Source organism: Microbacterium xylanilyticum (assembly GCF_054654695.1).
Genome location: NZ_BAAIEN010000002.1, coordinates 1,690,336 through 1,710,845, shown reverse-complemented (window position 1 = coordinate 1,710,845; position 20,510 = coordinate 1,690,336). Strand labels below are relative to the sequence as shown.

The 20,510-nt window shown below is 71.1% G+C and carries 17 protein-coding genes; 8 read left to right on the top strand and 9 right to left on the bottom strand.

What is annotated here, in order from left to right; translation table 11 throughout:
- Positions 1–7 precede the first annotated feature (7 nt).
- Complete coding sequence (locus tag ACYQ1L_RS08585; RefSeq protein ID WP_460003774.1) at positions 8–2,152, top strand: 3-hydroxyacyl-CoA dehydrogenase NAD-binding domain-containing protein; 2,145 nt, start codon at positions 8–10, stop codon at positions 2,150–2,152.
- A gap of 140 nt (positions 2,153–2,292) precedes the next feature.
- On the opposite strand, the gene ACYQ1L_RS08580 is transcribed toward ACYQ1L_RS08585, so the two are convergent.
- A complete protein-coding gene (locus ACYQ1L_RS08580) occupies positions 2,293–3,234 on the bottom strand; it encodes a diacylglycerol/lipid kinase family protein (RefSeq protein ID WP_460003773.1) in 942 nt (313 codons plus the stop codon).
- Between the two features lie 104 nt (positions 3,235–3,338).
- Here ACYQ1L_RS08580 and ACYQ1L_RS08575 point away from each other — a divergent pair, with 104 nt between their 5' ends.
- Both ACYQ1L_RS08575 and ACYQ1L_RS08570 read left to right on the top strand, forming a co-directional pair.
- Positions 3,339–4,043 (top strand): TetR/AcrR family transcriptional regulator, encoded by a 705-nt coding sequence (locus tag ACYQ1L_RS08575; RefSeq protein WP_460003772.1) that lies wholly within the window; start codon positions 3,339–3,341, stop codon positions 4,041–4,043.
- Positions 4,044–4,482: 439 nt separating this feature from the next.
- Positions 4,483–4,623 carry a hypothetical protein gene (locus ACYQ1L_RS08570; RefSeq protein WP_460003771.1) on the top strand — a complete coding sequence of 47 codons (141 nt, stop codon included), beginning with the start codon at positions 4,483–4,485 and terminating at the stop codon, positions 4,621–4,623.
- On the opposite strand, the gene dxs is transcribed toward ACYQ1L_RS08570, so the two are convergent.
- Both dxs and ACYQ1L_RS08560 read right to left on the bottom strand, forming a co-directional pair.
- Positions 4,620–6,602, bottom strand: coding sequence for a 1-deoxy-D-xylulose-5-phosphate synthase (dxs, locus tag ACYQ1L_RS08565; RefSeq protein WP_460003770.1), 1,983 nt, complete (start codon positions 6,600–6,602; stop codon positions 4,620–4,622). The two genes, ACYQ1L_RS08570 and dxs, sit on opposite strands and share 4 nt — an antisense overlap.
- Positions 6,603–6,664: 62 nt before the next feature.
- On the bottom strand, positions 6,665–7,975 hold the full coding sequence (locus tag ACYQ1L_RS08560; RefSeq protein ID WP_460003769.1) for a citrate synthase: 1,311 nt from the start codon (positions 7,973–7,975) through the stop codon (positions 6,665–6,667).
- A gap of 131 nt (positions 7,976–8,106) precedes the next feature.
- Between ACYQ1L_RS08560 and ACYQ1L_RS08555 the strand changes: the two genes are divergently transcribed.
- Complete coding sequence (locus ACYQ1L_RS08555) at positions 8,107–9,267, top strand: citrate/2-methylcitrate synthase (protein WP_460003768.1); 1,161 nt, start codon at positions 8,107–8,109, stop codon at positions 9,265–9,267.
- Positions 9,268–9,327: 60 nt separating this feature from the next.
- On the opposite strand, the gene acnA is transcribed toward ACYQ1L_RS08555, so the two are convergent.
- The 4 genes from acnA to dut all read right to left on the bottom strand — a co-directional run bounded on the left by acnA (position 9,328) and on the right by dut (position 14,172).
- Positions 9,328–12,150: an aconitate hydratase AcnA gene (acnA, locus tag ACYQ1L_RS08550; RefSeq protein ID WP_460003767.1), complete on the bottom strand. Its 2,823-nt coding sequence runs from the start codon at positions 12,148–12,150 to the stop codon at positions 9,328–9,330.
- A 173-nt stretch (positions 12,151–12,323) separates the two neighbouring features.
- The gene (locus ACYQ1L_RS08545; RefSeq protein ID WP_460003766.1) at positions 12,324–13,097 is read right to left on the bottom strand and encodes a DUF3159 domain-containing protein; all 774 of its coding nucleotides are present in this window, start codon (positions 13,095–13,097) and stop codon (positions 12,324–12,326) included.
- Complete coding sequence (locus ACYQ1L_RS08540) at positions 13,094–13,702, bottom strand: DUF3710 domain-containing protein (protein WP_460003765.1); 609 nt, start codon at positions 13,700–13,702, stop codon at positions 13,094–13,096. Before ACYQ1L_RS08540 ends, ACYQ1L_RS08545 begins: the two co-directional genes overlap by 4 nt.
- The gene (gene dut / locus ACYQ1L_RS08535; protein WP_460003764.1) at positions 13,699–14,172 is read right to left on the bottom strand and encodes a dUTP diphosphatase; all 474 of its coding nucleotides are present in this window, start codon (positions 14,170–14,172) and stop codon (positions 13,699–13,701) included. Before dut ends, ACYQ1L_RS08540 begins: the two co-directional genes overlap by 4 nt.
- A gap of 12 nt (positions 14,173–14,184) precedes the next feature.
- On the opposite strand from dut, the gene ACYQ1L_RS08530 reads away from it, so the two are divergent.
- Positions 14,185–14,685: a DUF3093 domain-containing protein gene (locus ACYQ1L_RS08530; RefSeq protein WP_460003763.1), complete on the top strand. Its 501-nt coding sequence runs from the start codon at positions 14,185–14,187 to the stop codon at positions 14,683–14,685.
- Between the two features lie 88 nt (positions 14,686–14,773).
- Here ACYQ1L_RS08530 and ACYQ1L_RS08525 read toward each other — a convergent pair whose 3' ends face one another.
- Entirely contained in the window at positions 14,774–15,067 is a 294-nt protein-coding gene (locus ACYQ1L_RS08525; protein ID WP_159575773.1) for a DUF4193 domain-containing protein, read from the bottom strand.
- A 193-nt stretch (positions 15,068–15,260) separates the two neighbouring features.
- Here ACYQ1L_RS08525 and sepH point away from each other — a divergent pair, with 193 nt between their 5' ends.
- Entirely contained in the window at positions 15,261–16,328 is a 1,068-nt protein-coding gene (sepH, locus tag ACYQ1L_RS08520) for a septation protein SepH (protein WP_460003762.1), read from the top strand.
- A 9-nt stretch (positions 16,329–16,337) separates the two neighbouring features.
- On the opposite strand, the gene ACYQ1L_RS08515 is transcribed toward sepH, so the two are convergent.
- Positions 16,338–17,462, bottom strand: a complete 1,125-nt coding sequence (locus ACYQ1L_RS08515; RefSeq protein WP_460003761.1) for an alkaline phosphatase family protein — start codon at positions 17,460–17,462, stop codon at positions 16,338–16,340.
- Positions 17,463–17,542: 80 nt separating this feature from the next.
- Here ACYQ1L_RS08515 and ACYQ1L_RS08510 point away from each other — a divergent pair, with 80 nt between their 5' ends.
- Positions 17,543–19,990, top strand: a complete 2,448-nt coding sequence (locus ACYQ1L_RS08510; RefSeq protein WP_460003760.1) for a DNA gyrase/topoisomerase IV subunit A — start codon at positions 17,543–17,545, stop codon at positions 19,988–19,990.
- Complete coding sequence (locus tag ACYQ1L_RS08505; RefSeq protein WP_460003759.1) at positions 19,987–20,508, top strand: AAA family ATPase; 522 nt, start codon at positions 19,987–19,989, stop codon at positions 20,506–20,508. Before ACYQ1L_RS08510 ends, ACYQ1L_RS08505 begins: the two co-directional genes overlap by 4 nt.
- The last annotated feature ends 2 nt before the right edge of the window (positions 20,509–20,510 follow it).

Below are 20,510 nucleotides of genomic sequence, written 5' to 3'. Positions count from 1 at the left end.
CCGCGGAATGACGAACTACGACGCCATCGACTTCTCGCCCATCCAAGCCCTCACCGAGGGCGAGGTCGTCACGCACTCCCCCGTGCGCGACGTCCGTCTGCCCTCGGGCAAGGTCCTCGCCCTCATCACGCTGGACAACGGGCGCGACCACACCCGCCCCAACACGCTGGGCCCCGCCACGCTCACCGAGCTCGGCGAGACGCTCGCGTCGCTCAAGGCGCGCGCCGCTTCCGGCGAGATCCAGGCCGTCGGCATCACCGGCAAGCAGTACATCCTCGCCGCCGGCGCCGACCTCTCCGACATCAGCCGGGTCGGCTCCCGGGACAACGCCCGCCTCATCGCGCAGCTCGGGCACAAGGTGCTCGGCTCGCTCAGCGAGCTGGGCGTGCCGTCGTTCGCGTTCGTGAACGGCCTCGCGCTGGGCGGCGGCGTCGAGATCGCGCTGAACTCCACGTACCGCACCGTCGACGCGTCCGCCGCGGCCATCGCGCTGCCCGAGGTGTTCCTCGGGATCATCCCCGGCTGGGGTGGCGCCTACCTGCTGCCGAACCTCATCGGCATCGAGAACGCGCTCGAGGTGGTCATCTCGAACCCGCTCAAGCAGAACCGCATGCTCAAGCCGCAGCAGGCGTTCGAGCTCGGCATGATGGATGCGATCTTCCCCGCCGCGAACTTCCTCGAGGACTCGCTGCGCTGGGCCGATGCCGTCCTCGGCGGCAAGAAGGTGGAGCGCAAGAACGAGCCGGGCAAGATCGAGCGGCTCACCAAATGGCCGATCGCGATCAAGATGGCGCGCGGCATGCTCGAGTCGAAGATCGGCACGGTGCCGCGCTCGCCGTACGTCGCCCTCGACCTGCTCGACAAGGCGAAGAGCGGCACGCGGGAGGAGGGCTTCGCGCGGGAGGACGAGGCGCTCGCGGATCTCGTCACCGGCGACCAGTTCGCCGCGTCCATGTACGCGTTCGACCTCGTGCAGAAGCGCGCCAAGCGCCCGGTCGGCGCTCCGGACAAGGAGCTCGCGAAGAAGGTCACCAAGGTCGGCATCATCGGTGCCGGGCTCATGGCGAGCCAGTTCGCGCTGCTGTTCGTGCGCAAGCTCCAGGTGCCCGTGCTGATCACCGACCTCGACCAGGCCCGCGTCGACAAGGGCGTCGCCTACATCCACGACGAGATCGGCAAGCTCGAGGCGAAGGGGCGTCTGGACGCCGACACCGCGAACAAGCTGCGCGGTCTCATCACCGGCACCACCGACAAGAGCCTCTACGCCGACTGCGACTTCGTGATCGAGGCGGTGTTCGAGGAGGTCGGCGTCAAGCAGGCCGTGTTCGCCGAGATCGAGAAGATCGTGGCGGAGGACGCGGTCCTCGCGACGAACACCTCGTCGCTGTCCGTCGAGGAGATCGGATCCAAGCTCGCCCACCCCGAGCGCCTGGTCGGCTTCCACTTCTTCAACCCGGTGGCGGTCATGCCGCTCATCGAGATCGTGAAGACGCCGACGACCACCGAAGCCGCACTGTCGACGGCCTTCGTGGTCGCGAAGGGTCTCGGCAAGAACGCCGTGCTCACGGCCGACGCCCCCGGATTCGTCGTGAACCGCCTCCTCGCCAAGGTCATGGGCGAGGCGGCACGGGCCGTCTACGAGGGCACCCCCGTCGCGGACGTGGAGAAGGCGTTCGCGCCGCTCGGACTGCCGATGGGGCCGTTCCAGCTCATCGACCTGGTCGGCTGGAAGGTCGCGGCGCACGTGCAGGACACCATGGTGCACGCGTTCCCCGACCGCTTCTACGCCAACGAGAACTTCCACGCCCTGGCGGATCTGCCCGAGGTCGTCGAGAAGGACAAGGGCGGCCGGGTGACCGGCTTCACGAAGGCGGCCGACAAGCTCGTCAAGCAGGTGGCCGGTTCCACCCCGACCTCCGCGGCGGAGATCCTCCGGCGGGTGCAGGACGGCCTGGCGCAGGAGATCAAGCTCATGCTGGAGGAGGGCGTCGTGCCCGAGGTCGAGGACATCGACCTGTGCCTCATCCTCGGTGCGGGCTGGCCGTTCATCGACGGCGGCGCGTCGCCCTACCTCGACCGCGAGGGCGCTTCGGAGCGCGTGTTCGGCGCGACGTTCCACACCCCGGCGATCCGGGGCATCGCGCACAGCTGACGCTTCTCAGAGCCGCCCGAGGGCTGGATCGAGACGAGACGCCGCTTCCCGACGGAGGCGGCGTCTCGTCGTCTCGCCGCAGGACGGCATACGGAGCACGCAGCAAGGTGCCGTATGCGGGGCCGCCCCGCGGCGCCTCTTCAGCGCCGGAACACCGGGACGAGCACCGTCAGCGCGCCGCGCCGCACCGCGACCATGCAGGAGTCCTCAGCGACGCGCTCTCCGTCGGCGTACACGACCATCGCCGGCGCGCTGACCGTGATCTCCCTGGTGCCCCAGGCCGTCACCTCGGGCAGCATCATGTGCGTGCCGTGCAGAAGCTGCGGGAAGAGCCGCAGCAGGCGGATCCGCCCGAGCGGCGCGACGTGCACGACTTCGAGGCGTCCGTCGTCGGGGATGGCCTTCGGAGCGATGGGCATCCCGCCGCCGTAGCAGCGCGTGTTGCAGAGCGCGAGCAGAGTGCCCGGTGCCTCGCGATCGCCTTGTTCGTCGGTCACCCGATAGCGCTGCGGTGCGAGCCGGATCAGCTCCAGAGCAAGCGCCAGGTAGTAGCGCAGCGCGCCCCGGGGCCAGCGCAGCCGATTCGTGCGAGCCGCGACCTTCGCGTCGAACCCGCACGCCGCGACCGTGAGGAAAAGCCGGCTCCCCTGGTCGCTGCGCACGACACCCAGATCCACGGCGCGCGGCAGACCGCGAAGGATCATGTCGGCAAGGCGCTCCGGATCCTGCGGCAGCTCGAGCGCCGCGGCGAAGTCGTTGCCCGTACCGCCGGGGACGACCGCGAGCGGCACCGGCGCATCGGCGAGGAGATCGAGCACCGCCGAAATCGTGCCATCTCCGCCGGCGATCACGAGCACATCCGGCCGCTCGGCGATCGCCTGCTCGACCAGCCGCCGGGTGTCCGCCGCAGTGTCGCCCTGCCGGACGTCGATCTCCGCGCCACGCCTGCGCAGCGCTCGTTCGACCGCCCCGGCCTTCGCCGCGGCGCGACCGCGCCCGGCCACAGGGTTGACGATCATGATCGCGGTGCGGTCTGCACGTGCTGCGGGATCCCCTGCGAGTCCCCTGGGCGACGCTGCCATGCGGTCAGTCTAGGGTGCCGGCGAGGGGCGACGCGCACGCGGCAGGGCGGAATGCGTCACGCCCCGCCTCACCCCTCGACACCCCGTGGTGCTAATCTTTGAACATGTTCAGTTCTGCGGAAGGCCCTCAGAAGCCGCTGACTCCCAAGGCCGAGGCGACCAAGGCCCGGATCCGGGAGGCGGCGATGGCCTCATTCATCGAGCGCGGTTACCCCGACACCACGATCCGTCTGATCGCGAAGGAGGCGGGCGTCTCGGTCGGGAACGCGTACTACTACTTCCCCTCCAAGGAGCACCTGGTGCAGGAGCTCTACGAGCAGGTGCAGCACGAACACGCTCGGGCGGCGCGACCCCGCCTCGACGGCATCACCGGGCTCACCGAGCGACTGCGCGTGTTCTTCGAGACGGGTCTCGAGACGATCGGCTCCTATCGCCGGGTGGCTCCTGGGTTCCTCAGCGCGATGGTCTCCCCCGACTCCCCGATCAACCCGCTGTCCGTGGAGTCGTCCCCGGCGCGTGAGCTCACCGTCGGACTTCTCCGCGAGGCGGTGCGCGGAGCGGCGCACCGCGTGCCGGACGACATCGCGGAGCGCCTACCGGACGCCCTCTTCCCCGCGTATCTGGCCCTCATCCTGCGCTGGACGTACGACGAGTCCCCCGAGCAGGTGAAGACCGTGCGCCTGCTCGACACGGGCCTCAGGCTCTTCGCCGTCGCCCTGCCGTTCCTGCGGGTTCCCGGCGTGCGCGGCGTGATCCGCGACCTGCTCGACCAGATCGCGGACGTGCGGCCATTAGTGGTGCGACGGTGAGCTCGCCCCGCACTCCCGAGAAGCCGATGGCGTTCACCCGGGCGGAGTTCGGCGGCGGGAACTGGCCTGCGGCGCATTGTCGAGCTGGCTATCGTTCCTGAGTTTGTTGTCACTGGCGTTCCTCATCCCGGCAGTCGTCATGCTCTTCGCGCCGGAATCGACAGGAGGTATACCAGGATCCGATGTCGACGCGGACTGGTCTGCACGCATCGGGGCCGTCGTCGTGTGGCTGTGCTATCTGATTCCGGTCCTGATCGTGGGAGGGACCGTGTCGGCTCTTGCGACGCTCGCTGCAGCCCCGCTCGCCGGGCTGATCGGCCGTTCCCTCATACGCGTACGGACCAGATGGATCCATGCATGTGCCTACTTCGCGCTCGGCGCAGTCGTCGGCGCCCTCGTGGGCGTCATCGGCAGTGCATGGGCGCTAGGATCGAGCCATATGAGCGGCGACACCACCGCCCTGCTGGTCATCGCCGTCGGAACAACGGCGGCCTCCGCCACGGCCGGCTGGACGATCACAGCGCTTCGCGCGCTGCATGACGACGCGGCCGTCGCCGAACTCTGGCCTGACCGGGCTTAGCGGCGGCGGCGCTCCTCGGCGTCCGCGTCGGCGCTGCGGCCCGTCACGATCTCCACGGTGCCCGTGTGCAGCGGGATCTCGCCGGTCGGGCGGGCGATCGGCACGCGCGTGCCGAGCACCTGGGCGACCACATCCTGCGCGATCTTGCCCGCGGTGAGGCCCGCATCCTCGAGGATCTGCTCGCGGCTGGCGTGGTCGATGTACGCATCGGGCAGCCCCAGCTCGTCGACCGCGGTGTCGATGCCCGCCTCGCGCAGCACCTGCCGCACTCGCGTGCCGACGCCGCCGACGCGGATCCCGTCCTCCAGCGTGATGACGAGGCGGTGCCGGGCGGCCAGCTCGACGAGCGACGGCTGCACCGGGATCGCCCAGCGCGGGTCGATCACCGTTGCGCCGATGCCCTGGGCCTTGAGCCGCTCCGCCACGTCGAGCGCGAGCGTCGCGAACGGCCCGATGCCGACGAGCAGCACGTCCTCGCCCTCGCCGCGGGACAGCACGTCCACGCCGTCGTGCAGGCGCTCGAGCGCCGGGATCTCGGACGTCACCGCGCCCTTCGGGAACCGGATGACCGTGGGCGCGTCGTCGATCGCGACGGCCTCCTCAAGCTCCTCGCGCAGCCGGGCGGCATCGCGCGGCGCGGCGATCCGGATCCCCGGGACGATCTGCAGCATCGACAGATCCCAGAGGCCGTGGTGGCTGGGACCATCGGGCCCGGTCACGCCGGCGCGATCCAGCACGAACGTGACGCCGGCACGGTGCAGCCCCACGTCCATGAGCACCTGATCGAACGCGCGGCCCATGAAGGTGGCGTAGAGCGCCACGACCGGGTGCAGGCCGCCGTAGGCGAGCCCGGCGGCCGCCGTCACCGCGTGCTGCTCGGCGATGCCGACGTCGTAGACCCGGTCCGGGTAGCGCTCGGCGAACGGAGCGAGCCCCGTGGGACGCAGCATCGCCGCCGTCATCGCGATGACGTTCGGGGTGCGCGCACCGACGTCGACGAGCGCGTCGGCGAACACGTCGGTCCAGCCGGTGCCGGACGCGGCGAGCGGCATCCCGGTCTTGGGGTCGATCTTGTTCACGGCGTGGAACTGGTCGGCCTCGTCGTCGAGCGCCGGCTGATAACCGCGGCCCTTCTCGGTGATCACGTGCACGATGACGGGTGCGCCGAAGTCCTTCGCGAGCTGCAGGGTCTCGGTGAGCGCCTGGATGTCATGCCCGTCGACGGGGCCCAGGTACTTGATGTCGAGGTTCGAGTACAGCTCCTCGTTGTTCGAGAACCGGGACAGGAAGCCGTGCGTTCCACCGCGCACGCCGCGGTAGAACGCGCGCCCGAGCGGGCCGAACGCCCGGAAGAACCGGTCCGACTTCCGGTGCAGATCGCGGTACACGGCTGCCGTGCGCACCCGGTTCATGTAGCGCGCCATGCCGCCGATCGTGGGGGCGTAAGACCGGCCGTTGTCGTTCACGACGATCACGAGGTTGCGGTCGTTGTCGTCGGAGATGTTGTTGAGCGCCTCCCAGGTCATGCCGCCCGTGAGCGCGCCGTCGCCGACCACGGCGACGACGTGCCGATCAGCGCGCCCCGTCGCCGTGAACGCCCGCGAGATGCCGTCCGCCCAGCTCAGCGAGCTGGACGCGTGGGAGGACTCGACGACGTCATGGGCGCTCTCCGACCGCTGCGGGTATCCCGCGAGACCGCCGCGGGAGCGCAGCGCCGAGAAGTCCTGGCGCCCGGTGAGCAGCTTGTGCACGTACGACTGGTGTCCGGTGTCGAAGATGATCGGATCGTCCGGCGAGGAGAACACGCGATGCAGCGCGATCGTCAGCTCCACGACGCCCAGGTTCGGCCCCAGGTGTCCACCGGTGCGCGCGACGTTCTCGATCAGGAAGGAGCGGATCTCGGCGGCGAGCTCGGAGAGCTGTCCGGGGGTCAGCCGATCGAGGTCGCGGGGACCGGAGATGCCGGGAAGGATCGCCACCGTGTCTGCCTCCTGAAACGAATCGGATGCGCCGGGCCGGGGGTCCACCGCACCGATCCAGCCTATCGAGCAATGTTCCCGGGGCGCTGAGGATCCGCCGGATCCGGTCCGACGTAGTGGCCGATCGGCCGCAGACGCAGCGGCGCGCGGCCGTACTCGTCCAGCGCGTGTGCGCACCACCCTGCCGACCTCGCGACGGCGAACACGATCTCGCCGGCATCCGCGGGCATGTCCCAGGCCAGCGCGATCGTCGCCAGGGCCAGATCGACCGTGGGATGCAGCCCCGTCCGAGCGCGCACCACGGCGGCCACCTCGTCAGCGACCTGCAGCGCGGCATCGGCCGCCGGATCCGCGGCCCTCCGCAGCGCATCGAGCACCAGGCGCCCTCGCGGATCCCCGTCCGGATACAGCGGCTGACCGAAGCCGGGCACCCCGGCCCCGCCCAGCCGGGTGGCACTCGCCACGGCCGCCGCCGGGTCCGCGCCCGCGCGCACCGCGCTCAGCAGCGCGTGCACCGACGCGCTCGCGGCGCCGTGCAGGGCGGAGTCGAGGGCGCCGAACCCGGCCGCCACGACCGCGTAGGGGTGGGCCCGCGCCGAGGCTGCGGCGCGCGCCGCGAGCGTCGACACCGCCATGTCGTGGTCTATGAGGAGCACGAGCGCCGCGTCCAGCACCCGCACCCGGTCCGCGGTCGCAGGCGCGGCAGTCAGCCGCGGCCACAGGCGGGCGGCCAGCGGCGCCGCCGCCGCGCTGGGCGTGGCGCTCCGCCCCGCGCCGTCTCCCGCCGCGATCTGCCGGGGCAGCGCGTCGACGAGCCCCGCCACGAGCCGCAGCGCGACGCGCGACACGGTCTCCGGCCGCAGGTCGTAGCGCTCGGGATCGACCGCGGCGAGGGCCGCGACCACGGCGAGCAGACGACTGAACGCGGGCGACTCCGGCGGAAGAGCGGCGAGCACCGCTGCCGCAGCATCGCTGCCCATGGATGCGAGCGGGGTCGCGCCAGGCCGAGGGAACTCGGTGCGCTCGAACAGCCAGCGCACGACGCCGTCGAACCTCGGCGGTTCCCCCGGCCCGGCGATCAGCTGGTCGACCGGCACGCCGCGGATCCACAGCTCGCCGTCCTCGATGAGCGCGATGTCGGTGTCGATGACCGCGAGCGGGCTGCCGTCTGCACCGGCCGGCCGCGCGCCGCCGTGCGACGGCGTGGTGACCCTGCGGCGGGTGCGCGCGAAGCGTTCGACCTCCAGCGGATCGAACAGGGATCCGTGCGCTCCGCGCTCCCGGGAGATGAGCCCGCGCGACACGTAGGCGTAGAGAGTCTCGGTCCGCACGCCGAGTCGGGCCGCGGCCTGGGCTGCGGTGAGCATCTCCATCGCGTCGCCTCCTGGTTGATCCGATCAACATTGACGATAACCGGATCCATGTCGCATCGTGAGCGCAAGGCCGCATCGCGGCCCGGGAGAGCAGCGATCCGCCACCAGCGGCTCGCCAGAGAGGAGCCGACATGGCCATCACGATCGATCGCAACGACACCCAGCTCATCGAGGTCCCCCGGGGACTCAGCAACGTGGTCGTCGCGGAGACGAGCGTCGGCGACGTGCGCGGTGCCGAGGGCTTCTTCCACTACCGCGGACACTCCGGCGTCGAGCTGGCCGCCGACGCCCGCTTCGAGGACGCCTGGCGCCTGGTCGCGCTCGGCGCCCTGCCCGCCGACGACTCGGACGCAGGCCGGTGGCGCACCCGCACGGCCGAGGCCCGCCGGATCCCCGCGACCGTGTCGGAGACTCTGCCGTCGATCGCGCGATCGGCGCTGGATCCCATGGCGCAGCTGCGCACGGCGCTCGCCCTCGTGTCCGCCGCCGACGGCCGGCGCGCACTGTACGACGAGACCGACGCCGAACACATCGATGACGCGATCCGCCTGGCCGCCGTGACGCCCGCACTCATCGCCGCGCTGCACCGGCTGCGCAGCGGCGGGGCGCCGATCGCCCCGGACCCCGCGCGCGACCCCATCAGCGACTATCTGCGCATGCTCCTCGGCGCCGCCCCCGCCACCCCCCTCGTGTCCGCCCTCGGCACGTATCTGACGGCCGCGATCGACCACGGGTTCAACGCCTCCACGTTCACGGCGCGGGTGATCGCCTCCACCGGCGCCGATCTCGCCGCCTGCGTGGGCGGCGCCCTCGGCGCGCTCGCCGGGCCGCTCCACGGCGGCGCCCCCTCCCGCACGCTCGACATGCTCGACGAGATCGGCGCCCCCGAGCGCGCCGAGGCGTGGGTGCGCGATCGCGTGCAGCGGGGCGGCCGCATCATGGGGTTCGGTCACGCCGTGTACCGCACCGAGGACCCCCGGTCGCGGCTGCTGCGCGACGTCGCCCAGCAGCTGCGCGCCGACGGGCTCGCCTCGACGCGGGTCGACCTCGCCGTCACCGTGGAGCAGACTGTCCTCCGGGTGCTGGACGAGCTGAAGCCCGGCCGATCGCTGCGCACGAATGTCGAACTGTACGCGGCAGTCGTGATGGAGGCGTGCGGGATCCCGCGGGAGCTGTTCACGTCGACGTTCGCCTCGGCGCGCCTGATCGGCTGGGGCGCGCACGCCTGCGAGCAGGTGCAGGACGGCAAGATCCTGCGCCCATCCTCCCGGTACATCGGCCCGGCCGCCTGACGCCGCCGAACGCGAACGGGGCCGGCTCCCGAAGGAACCGGCCCCGTTGCTGCGCGCGGATCAGACCAGCGAGCGCAGCACGTACTGCAGGATGCCGCCGTTGCGGTAGTAGTCCGCCTCACCGGGGGTGTCGATGCGCACGACCGCGTCGAACTCGATCGTCTGCTTGCCCTCGGGCGAGAACTCGCTCGGGGCCGCGGTGACCTTGACCGTCTTCGGCGTGGTGCCGTTGTTCAGCTCCTCCAGGCCCGTGATCGAGACGATCTCGGTGCCGTCCAGGCCGAGCGACTCCCAGCTCTCGCCGGCGGGGAACTGCAGCGGCACGACGCCCATGCCGATGAGGTTCGAGCGGTGGATGCGCTCGAAGCTCTCGGTGATGACCGCCTTGACGCCGAGCAGGTTGGTGCCCTTGGCCGCCCAGTCGCGGGAGGATCCGGATCCGTACTCCTTGCCGCCGAAGATCACCAGCGGCGTGCCCTGTGCCTGGTAGTTCTGCGACGCGTCGAAGATGTACGCCTGCGGTCCGCCGGGCTGGGTGAAGTCGCGGGTGTAGCCGCCCTCAATCTGCTGCCCGTCGTTGACCGCCTTGACCAGCGCGTTCTTCAGGCGGATGTTCGCGAACGTGCCGCGGATCATGACCTCGTGGTTGCCGCGGCGCGAGCCGTAGGAGTTGAAGTCCTTCTGCGCGACGCCGTGCTCCGTGAGGTACTGCGCGGCGGGCGTGCCCGCCTTGATGTTGCCGGCCGGCGAGATGTGGTCGGTGGTGACCGAGTCGCCGAGCGTCGCCAGCACGCGGGCGCCGGTGATGTCGGTGACGGGCGCCGGGGTGCGCTCCATGCCGTCGAAGTACGGCGCCTTCCGCACGTACGTGGAGTCCTCGTCCCACTCGAACACCGGACCGGTCGGGGTGGGCAGGTTCTTCCAGCGCTCGTCGCCGTCGAACACGGTGGCGTACTGCTTGATGAACTGGTCGCGCGAGATCGAGGAGTCGATGATCTCCTGCACCTCGGCGGGGTCGGGCCAGACGTCCTTGAGGAAGACGTCGTTGCCCTCGGTGTCCTTTCCGAGCGGCTGGGTCTCGAAGTCGAAGTTCATCGACCCGGCCAGGGCGTAGGCCACCACCAGCGGCGGGCTGGCGAGGTAGTTCATCTTCACGTCGGGGCTGATCCGGCCCTCGAAGTTGCGGTTGCCGGAGAGCACCGCGGTGACCGCGAGGTCGTTCTCGTTGATCGCGGCGGAGACCTCGTCGATCAGCGGCCCGGAGTTGCCGATGCAGATCGTGCAGCCGTAGCCGACGGTGTAGAAGCCGAGGCCCTCGAGGTCCTTGTCGAGGCCGGACTTCTCGTAGTAGTCCGTGACGACCTTGGATCCCGGGCCGAGGGTGGTCTTGACCCACGGCTTCTGCTTCAGGCCCTTCTCCCGCGCCTTGCGGGCGAGGAGTCCGGCGGCGATCATGACGGACGGGTTCGAGGTGTTGGTGCACGACGTGATCGCCGCGAGGGTGACCGCGCCGTTGTCCAGGATGTACTTCGTGCCGTCCGCAGCCTTCACCTTGACGGGCTTGGACGCCTCCGCGGGAGCACCGGAGTTCAGCACGACCGGGATCTCGGTCGTCTCGACCTCCTCACCCGGCACGGATCCCGGGTCGGATGCCGGGAAGGATCCGGCGTCGGCGACGTCGACCGGAGCGGTCGCGTAGCCGATGATGTCCTTCTCGAACTGCGCCTTGGCCTCGGAGAGCAGGATCCGGTCCTGAGGACGCTTCGGACCCGCGATCGAGGGCACCACCGTGGAGAGGTCGAGCTCGAGGTACTCGCTGAAGCTCGGCTCGTTCGCGGCGTCGTGCCAGAGCGACTGCTCCTTCGCGTACGCCTCGACGAGGGCGACCGCCTGCTCGTCGCGACCGGTGAGACGCAGGTAGTCGAGCGTGACGTCGTCGATCGGGAAGATCGCGGCGGTGGAGCCGAACTCCGGCGACATGTTGCCGATGGTGGCGCGGTTGGCGAGCGGCACCGATGCGACGCCGGCGCCGTAGAACTCGACGAACTTGCCGACCACGCCGTGCTTGCGCAGCATGTCGGTGATCGTGAGCACGACGTCCGTGGCGGTGACGCCGGCGGGGATCTCGCCGGTGAGCTTGAAGCCGACGACGCGCGGGATGAGCATGGAGACCGGCTGGCCGAGCATGGCCGCCTCGGCCTCGATGCCGCCGACGCCCCAGCCCAGCACGCCGAGGCCGTTGACCATCGTGGTGTGCGAGTCGGTGCCGACGCAGGTGTCGGGGTACGCCCGGAGCACGCCGTTCACGGTGCGGTCGTAGACGACCTTCGCGAGGTGCTCGATGTTGACCTGGTGCACGATGCCCGTCCCCGGCGGGACGACCTTGAAGTCGTCGAACGCAGTCTGACCCCAGCGCAGGAACTGGTAGCGCTCGCCGTTGCGCTCGTACTCGATCTCGACGTTGCGCTCGATCGCGTCCGGGCGGCCGAACAGGTCGGCGATGACCGAGTGGTCGATGACCATCTCGGCCGGCGAGAGCGGGTTGATCTTGTTCGGGTCGCCGCCGAGGGCCGTGACGGCCTCGCGCATGGTAGCGAGGTCGACGATGCAGGGAACGCCGGTGAAGTCCTGCATGACCACGCGCGCGGGCGTGAACTGGATCTCGGTGTCGGGCTCGGCCGCCGGGTTCCACGAGCCGAGCGCCTCGATCTGCGCCTTCGTGACGTTCGCGCCATCCTCGGTGCGAAGCAGGTTCTCCAGGAGGACCTTGAGGCTGAACGGGAGCTTCTCGTATCCCGGGACCGTGTCGATCCGGAAGATCTCGTAGTCGGTGCTGCCGACCGTCAGGGTGCTCTGGGCACCGAAGCTGTTCACCGTGGACACGGATCCGTCTCCTTCTGTTCGGATGGAAGCGACAGGCGACTCCATCTTGCTCGTCCCGCTCCCCCGCACACTAGCAAGGCGGGCCTTACAAGTGTGCGCTTCGGCAGCGGCGAGCGAAAGGTGTCGATTTATCTTGACGTCAAGATAAATCTAACACGTCTCAGAACGCCGGATCAGCCTTTTCCGACGGCCGTGTCGTCGCTCGGCTCGGGCGGGTACAGCGCGCGGACGACCAGCCAGGTGAGCGCCACCATCGGTGCGAACAGCGGCAGCCCCATCACCAGCTTCAGCGTGCCCAGCGCCTGCACGTTGCCCGCGAAATAGAGAGGAAGCTGCACGGCGAGGCGCGCGAAGAACAGCGCCGCCCACGCCACCGTGAGCCAGAAGAAGGCGCGGCGCTTGCGCGCGTCCTGGCGCCAGCCCCGCACGTCGCCCATGAGGAAGCCCGCCGCGAGGCCGATGAGCGCCCAGCCGGCCAGTGCCGAGATCAGCAGGACCGTGCCGTACGCCGCGTTCGTCAAGAAGCCGGGCACGAAGTTGTCCTGCCCGCGCCCGGTCCACAGCGCCAGCCCCGCGGCGGCGGCCACCGCGACGAGCCCGCCCAGCGCGGACGCCGCGGGCGAGCGCTGCAGCAGCCGGATCACGGAGAACACGGCGGCGAGCCCGACCGAGACCACCAGGGAGACCCAGAGCGGATCCGGGCGCAGCGTGTAGATGATGAGGAACGCCGCGCTGGGCAGCACCGACTCGAGCACGCCGCGCCAGCCGCCCATCGCGCGCCACACCACGTGACCGGTGCCGACTCCGGAGTTCGGGTCGATGCCGAGGCGCTGCGCGGCGCCGCCGAGTGCGGCACCCAGGCTCTGCACGGCGTCCGGCGCGGGCGGAGGCGCATAGCGCTCAGCCTCGGGCTCGCGCGACGGCTCCGTCTCGTCCGGCGTGCTCACGCCGTGCCGGGCGCGGCGGGCATCCGCAGCGGGATGAGATCGCGCGGCGGCATCGGCGCTCCCCCGCGCACCACGACGATGGAACGGAACAGGTCCTCCACGGCCGCGGCCGCGGTCTCGTCGGTGGCCGCAGCGCCGCCGATCACGCCGCGCAGGAACCAGCGCGGGCCGTCGACGCCCACGAAGCGGGCGAGCCGTGTGACGGCTGCGTCGCCGGCCACGGCGGGGATCTCGGCCAGCAGCTCGGCACCCAGGGCGCCCTCGCGCTCGGTCACCTTCCCGCCCTGCTGCGAGATCTGCTCCTGGATCTGGGCGCGGGTCTCCTCCCAAAGGCCGCTGGAGCGCGGCGCCGCGAAGGGCTGCACCTGCAGCGTCGAGTCGGCGTAGTCGAGCCCGACCGCCACGATGCGCTGCGTCTGCTCTTCCACCTCGAGGCGGAGGTTCAGGCCCTCCCGGGGCAGGATCTTGATCGCGCCGAGGTCGATATACGGACGGACCGGGTTCGCCTCGCTCTCGTCGAACGGCCCGTCGACCGCGCGGTCGCGCAGGGGCGCCTTCGCGGCGCCCTCGACAGGTTCGATCCCGGACGTGCTGTCGTCAGTCATGCGTTCTCCTCCGCGCCGACAGGGGCGGCGCTCTGGGTCTGATAGCCGGTGGATCCGAATCCGCCCGCGCCGCGCACCGACTCGTCGAGCGTGGAGACCGGGATGAACCGGGCCCGGGTGACGGGCATGACGATCAGCTGGGCGATGCGATCACCGACCGCGACATCGTACGCCGCGTCGCTGTCGGTGTTCAGAAGACTCACCTTGATCTCGCCGCGGTAGCCCGCGTCGACGGTGCCGGGTGCGTTGACCACGGTGATGCCGTGCTTCGCCGCCAGCCCGCTGCGCGGCACGACGAACGCCGCGAAGCCCTCGGGCAGGGCGATGCGCACGCCCGTGCCGATCAGGGCGCGCTGCCCCGGCTCGAGTCGCACCGCCTCGGTCGAGACGAGGTCGGCCCCGGCGTCGCCCGGGTGCGCGTACACGGGAGGCTCGGGCGCGATAATGGGAACGTCCACGGATTCGGTCACGGAAAGAGGCTAATGCAGAACGCACCAGGCGACGGCCGCCCCGCATCCGCCCGGGTCCGCTATCGCGAGCGCCTCGCACCGAGTCTCTGGCTGTTCCTCGCCGCCGCGCTCGGCGGCCCCATGCTCACCCTGGTCTTCGTGCCGGCCGGATCCGCGCTCGCACTGGGGATCGGCGTCGTGGCGACGCTCGTCATCATCGCGCTCATGATCCTCGCCTCCCCCACCGTGGAGGTCGACCAGCGGGTGCTGCGCGCCGGACGCGCCTGGATCGATGCGTCCTGGCTCGGAGAGCCGGAGATCCGCACCGGAGAGGACGCCCGGCAGGCCCGCGGGCCAGGACTCCCCGCCCGGGGATGGCACCTCATCCGCGGTGGGATCGACGGCGTGGTCGTCGTGCCGAACACGGATCCTGCCGATCCCGCGCCGAGCTGGACGATCTCCACCCGCACGCCGGATCGGCTCGCCGCGGCGATCGACGCCGCGCGCGCTGCCGCGACCGCATCCGCGTTCTAGGGCATCCACGTCCGGAAACGCATCCACGTCCGGAAACGCAGAACGCGCCCGGAACCGATCAGGTCCGGGCGCGAGCAGCGTCGAGGGGTCAGGCCGCGCATTCCTTGCAGATGGGGCCTGCAGCGTCCTCGTGGTCGAGCTGCGAACGGTGCTTCACGAGGAAGCAGTTGACACAGGTGAACTCGTCCTCCTGCGGGGGCAGCACCACGACGTCGAGCTCGACGTCGGAGAGGTCCGCACCGGGGAGGTCGAAGCCACCGGGGTTGTCCGAGTCCTCGACATCGATCGATCCCGACAGCTTGTCGGGGACGCGCTCCTTGAGAGCCTCGATGGACTCGCTCTCGTCTTCGCTCTTGCGCGGGGCGTCGTAATCGGTTGCCATGGATCTCCACTTTCATCCTGCGAGTGGCGGGAGCCGGGGGTGTTCGGCGGCCCATAGTTTGCATGACGCGCGTGCAAATCGCAAATGCCACTCAGTCCTCCCGATCCGAACTGACGGCGCGCCCACGATATTCCCTGGACGGGACCCGCCGCGTGACACCATGAATCGACACTCATCCTGAGGGGCTGAAGCCATGGAACACGTCACGATCGTCGGCGCAGAGGACGATGTCCTCGTCCTCGCCACCGAGTCGGGAGAGCGATTCGCCCTGCCCATCGACGAGGTGCTGCGCACCGAGCTGCGCCGGGCCAGGGCCGGGCGCGAGGAGAAGCCTGCGCCTCTTGCCGCCAGTCCACGCGAGATCCAGGCGCACATCCGCGGGGGCATGTCGGCCGCCGAGGTCGCCGAGCTGCTCGGTGTCGATCTCGACGTCGTGCAGCGGTTCGAGAGCCCGGTGCTCGCCGAGCGCGAGCACATCGTCGGCCAGGCGCTGGCGGTGCCGGTGCTGATCGGCAGCGAGGTCGAGCCCGACGCGCAGCCCACCTTCGGCGTCGCCATCCGCGCCAAGCTCGCCGAGCTCGCCGCGACCGACGAGCGCTGGGCGAGCTGGAAGGACGACACCGGCTGGGTCGTGAAGCTCGAGTTCACCGCGAACGAGGTCGACCACGACGCGCGCTGGAGCTTCGATCCGCGCCGCAGCGCACTCGCGCCGCTCAACGCCGATGCGACCCAGCTCTCCCGGCAGGGCTCGCTGCCCGAGGGCCTGATCCCCCGGCTGCGTGCCCTGGACAAGGAGCGGCCGTCGCCGTACAAGGACGAGACCCGGTTCGACTCCGGCGCGTTCGGCCCCCGCCTCGTGCCCGCTCCCACCGAGCCGGCCGACGCCGCAGAGCCGGCCGAGTCGTCTCCGACGCCGGAGCCGCGCTCCGCACGCCACCCGCAGTCGTCCTCGAACGCACAGGAGGCCGCCACCCGGAGCGCCTCGTTCGCTCCGGCCACCCCGGCGGACACGGCGGACCTGCTCGAGGCGCTGCGCCGCCGCCGCGGGCAGCGCGAGGCGCGCCCCACGGTCGAGGAGGAGTCGGACGACGCACGCCCGCTCGCCCTGTTCGACGCCCTGGAGCCGGGGTACGAGCCGGAGCCGGAGCCCGCTCAGCCGGCGCCGCCGGTGTCGATCGACAGCGACTCGGGCTCCCGCAAGCGCCGTCGCGGGATGCCTTCCTGGGACGAGATCGTCTTCGGCGCGCGCAGCGAGGACTGACCGCCCGGGTCAGCGGGCGAACGCCCCGAACCGGATCAGCGGCACCCGCAGCTCCTCCGGGCTGAGCGAGCCGTGCTGACCGACCATGCCCTGGGAGCGCGGGTCCGCCGCGCCGTCGTACAGCGCCCACAGCCCCCGCGCCGGAACGACGAGATCGCCGATCCGCGACAGGGCCTCCGCCGTGGGGGCGACGCCGAACAGCCCGCCCTGCACGGCCTGCGCCCGGGTGAGCACGTCCGCCGCACCCTCGACGCCGGCGGCCCAGCGCGCTGCCAGTTCGTCCACGCGAGACGGGTCCTCGAGATACACGTGCAGCATGCGCGGCTCTCCGGCGATCGCCGCGACGCCCTCCTGCAGGGGGCCGCGCTCGTCGATCACGAGGTGCCGGGTGCGGGGCACGTCGACCATGCCGTGGTCGGCGGTGACGAGCACGCCGATCCCGTCCGGCACCGACCCGGGGATCGCCGCGTCGAGCTCCTCAACGGCGGCGACCCAGGCGGGAGAGGCGATGCCGTGCTTGTGCCCGGCCTTGTCGGCCTCGGGCAGATAGCAGTACACCAGAGCACCCTCGTTCTCGTCCGCGAGGCTCAGCGCCAGCGCGACGCGCTCGGCGGCGGTCTTCGCCGAGCGGAACTCGGCGCCGCGGAGCGTGGCCGCCGAGAAGCCGCTGCCGGCGTACGCCGCGAGGCCGACGGCGAACGCCGGGCGCCCCGCTGCCGCCGCGGTCTCGAAGACGGTCGGCGTGCGCTGCCACTGCCGCGGATCGGCGTGCGCCTTCTCCCAGCCGGCGAGCTGATTGACGATCACTCCTGTGCCGGGATCCCGGACCTCGTAGCCGACCAGCCCGTGCTGCCCCGGATCCACGCCGGTGAGCAGACTCGTGAGCGCCGCGGCCGTCGTGGACGGGAAGACGCTGGAGAGCACATCCTTCTTCGCCATCGCGCCGGTCAGCCGTCGCGCGTGCCCGGCATGGGCGCGCAGCGGGATCGCGCCGAGGCCGTCCATCACGACGAGCACGGCGGAGCGCACCGTCGGCAGCGACTCCCCGACGCCGTCGAGCGCGCCGAACAGGTCGCCCGCCACCCCGGTGATGCTCCGGGGCGACGGCGGGATCGCCGGTAGCATGAGGGTCATCCGAGCCAGTCTCGCACAGAGGCCGGCCCGGCCCCGGCGTCGAGAACCGCTCCGCCGCCTCCCGAAACCGCAGGAAGCCCATGCCCCGCACGACCACCCCGCCCGAGCCGATCGAAGAGCGCATCCAGGACATCGATCTGTCGAGCGAGATGCAGGGCTCCTTCCTGGAGTACGCGTACTCCGTCATCTACTCCCGCGCACTGCCGGACGCCCGCGACGGCCTCAAGCCCGTGCAGCGCCGGATCCTCTTCCAGATGGCCGAGATGGGCCTCGTGCCCACCAAGGGCCACGTGAAGAGCGCCCGCGTCGTCGGCGACGTGATGGGCAAGCTGCACCCGCATGGCGACTCCGCCATCTACGACGCCCTGGTGCGCCTGGCGCAGCCGTTCGCCCTGCGCCTGCCGCTCGTCGACGGGCACGGCAACTTCGGCTCCCTGGACGACGGTCCCGCCGCCTCGCGCTACACCGAGGCGCGTCTGGCCCCGGCGGCGCTCGCGCTCACCGAGAGCCTGGACGAGGACGTCGTCGACTTCGTGCCGAACTACGACGGCCAGTTCCAGCAGCCGTCCGTGCTGCCGGCCGCGTTCCCCAACCTGCTCGTGAACGGCGCGAGCGGCATCGCGGTGGGCATGGCGACGAACATGGCGCCGCACAACCTGATCGAGGTCGTGGCCGCGGCCACCCACTTGCTCGAGCATCCCGAGGCCACCACCGAGGAACTCATGGAGTTCGTGCCGGGACCGGACTTCCCGTCGGGCGGCATCGTGATGGGCCTGGACGGGGTGCGCGACGCGTACGCGACCGGCCGCGGCGCGTTCAAGGTGCGCGGCAAGGCCTCGGTCGAGCCGCTGGGCCCTCGCCGGACCGGCATCGTGGTCACCGAGCTCCCCTACATGGTGGGGCCGGAGCGTGTGATCGAGAAGATCCGCGACGCGGTGCAGGCCAAGAAGCTGCAGGGCATCAGCGACGTCAACGACCTCACCGACCGCAACCACGGCCTGCGGATCCAGATCGGCGTGAAGAACGGCTTCGACCCGAACGCCGTGCTGGAGCAGCTGTACCGGCTCACGCCGCTCGAGGACTCCTTCAGCATCAACAACGTCGCCCTGGTCGACGGCCAGCCGCGCACGCTCGGGCTCAAGGAGCTGCTCAGCGTCTACGTGCAGCATCGTCTCGAGGTCGTCACGCGTCGCAGCCGGTTCCGGCTCGCCCGCCGCGAGGAGCGCCTGCACCTCGTCGAGGGCCTGCTCATCGCGATCCTCGACATCGACGAGGTCATCCAGGTCATCCGCTCCTCGGACGACTCGGAGCAGGCCCGCACGCGCCTGCAGAGCGTCTTCGACCTCAGCGAGCGGCAGGCGGAGTACATCCTCGAGCTGCGGCTGCGCCGCCTCACCAAGTTCTCCCGCATCGAGCTCGAGACCGAGCGCGACCAGCTGCTCGCCGAGATCGCGAAGCTGCAGGAGCTGCTCGCCAGCGAGGCGCTCTTGCGCGCGCAGGTCGCGACGGAGCTGGACGCCGCGGCCGAGGCCTACGGGACGCCGCGGCGGACCCTGCTGCTGAACGCCGCCCCGCCCAAGGCGCGCGCGGCGAAGGGACCGGTCGACACCCAGATCGCCGACGCGCCGACGGTCGTGGTGCTCTCCACCACCGGCCGCGCCGTTCGGGTGGATCTGGAGCCCGGGCAGGAGCTCTCCCCCGCCACCCGGCGCAGCAAGCACGACGCGATCCTCGCGACGCTCACGACCACTACGCGCACGGAGATCGGCGCGGTCACCTCGGCGGGACGGGTGCTGCGCTTCACCGCGATGGACCTGCCGTCCGTCCCGTCCGCCTCGGTGCACCTCGCCGCGGGCGTGCCGCTGCGGGACTACATCGGCCTGCTCGACAAGAGCGAGCGGATCCTGGCGCTCGTCCGCTTCGATGACGACACCCCGCTCGCGCTCGGCACACGGTCGGGCGTGGTGAAGCGCGTCGTCCCGTCGGCGCTGGCGGTGAAGCCCGAGCTCGAGGTCATCGGGATGAAGCCCGGCGACGCCGTCGTCGGCGCCGGATCCGCCCCCGACGATGCGGAACTCGTGTTCGTGACCAGCGACGCGCAGCTGCTGCACTTCCCCGCCTCCGGGGTCCGCCCCCAGGGTGCGCCTGCCGGCGGCATGGCGGGCATCAAGCTCGGCGCCAAGGCCGAGGTCATCTCGTTCTCGGTCGTCGACGCCGGCGCGGACGCGATCGTGGTGACGGTCTCCGGCGCCACCGGCATGATCCCCGGCACCGATCCGGGGCGCGCCAAGTCCTCGCGCTTCGCGGAGTTCCCCGGCAAGGGGCGCGCGACCGGCGGTGTGCGCGCGCACGCGTTCCTGAAGGGCGAGGATCGTCTCACGCTCGCCTGGGTCGGCGGCGAGCCGGCGCTCGCGGTCGGCCCGGACGGCTCGGCGCGGACGCTGCCCGAGACCGGGGCGAAGCGCGATGCGTCGGGGCAGCCGATCGACGGCGTGATCGGCTCGATCGGTGGCACACTGGGCGCATGACCGGCTCGATCGTGCTCGTCTCCGGCCTTCCCGGCGTCGGCAAGACGACGGTGGCCCGAGAGCTGGCCGCCCGGGCCACCCGCGGGGTGCACCTGGACACGGACGTGATCGGCGAGTCCCTGGTGCTGTCCGGCCTCGTCGCCCCCGGCCAAGAGCCCGCGGAGGAGGCGGAGCGTCAGCTGGCGCTGCGGCGGCGGAACATCGCGGATCTCGCTCGCAACTTCGCCGGTGCGGACTTCGATGTGTCGATCTCCGACGTGGTGCTGTGGCCGGAGCTGCTGGACGAATACCGCACGGCGATCGGACTGCCGCTCCGCTTCGTGCTGCTGACCGCTACCGAGGACACCGTGAGCCAGCGGGATGCGCGACGGGAGAAGCATGTCGCCGACCAGTGGACGCACCTGCGCGACGACCAGGACCGGTTCCACGCACCGGGGCTCCGGCTCGACACCACCGGCCTGTCCCTGGAGGAGACGTTCGACGCCATCCGCGCACGGTGGGATGACGCACTGATCTGAAG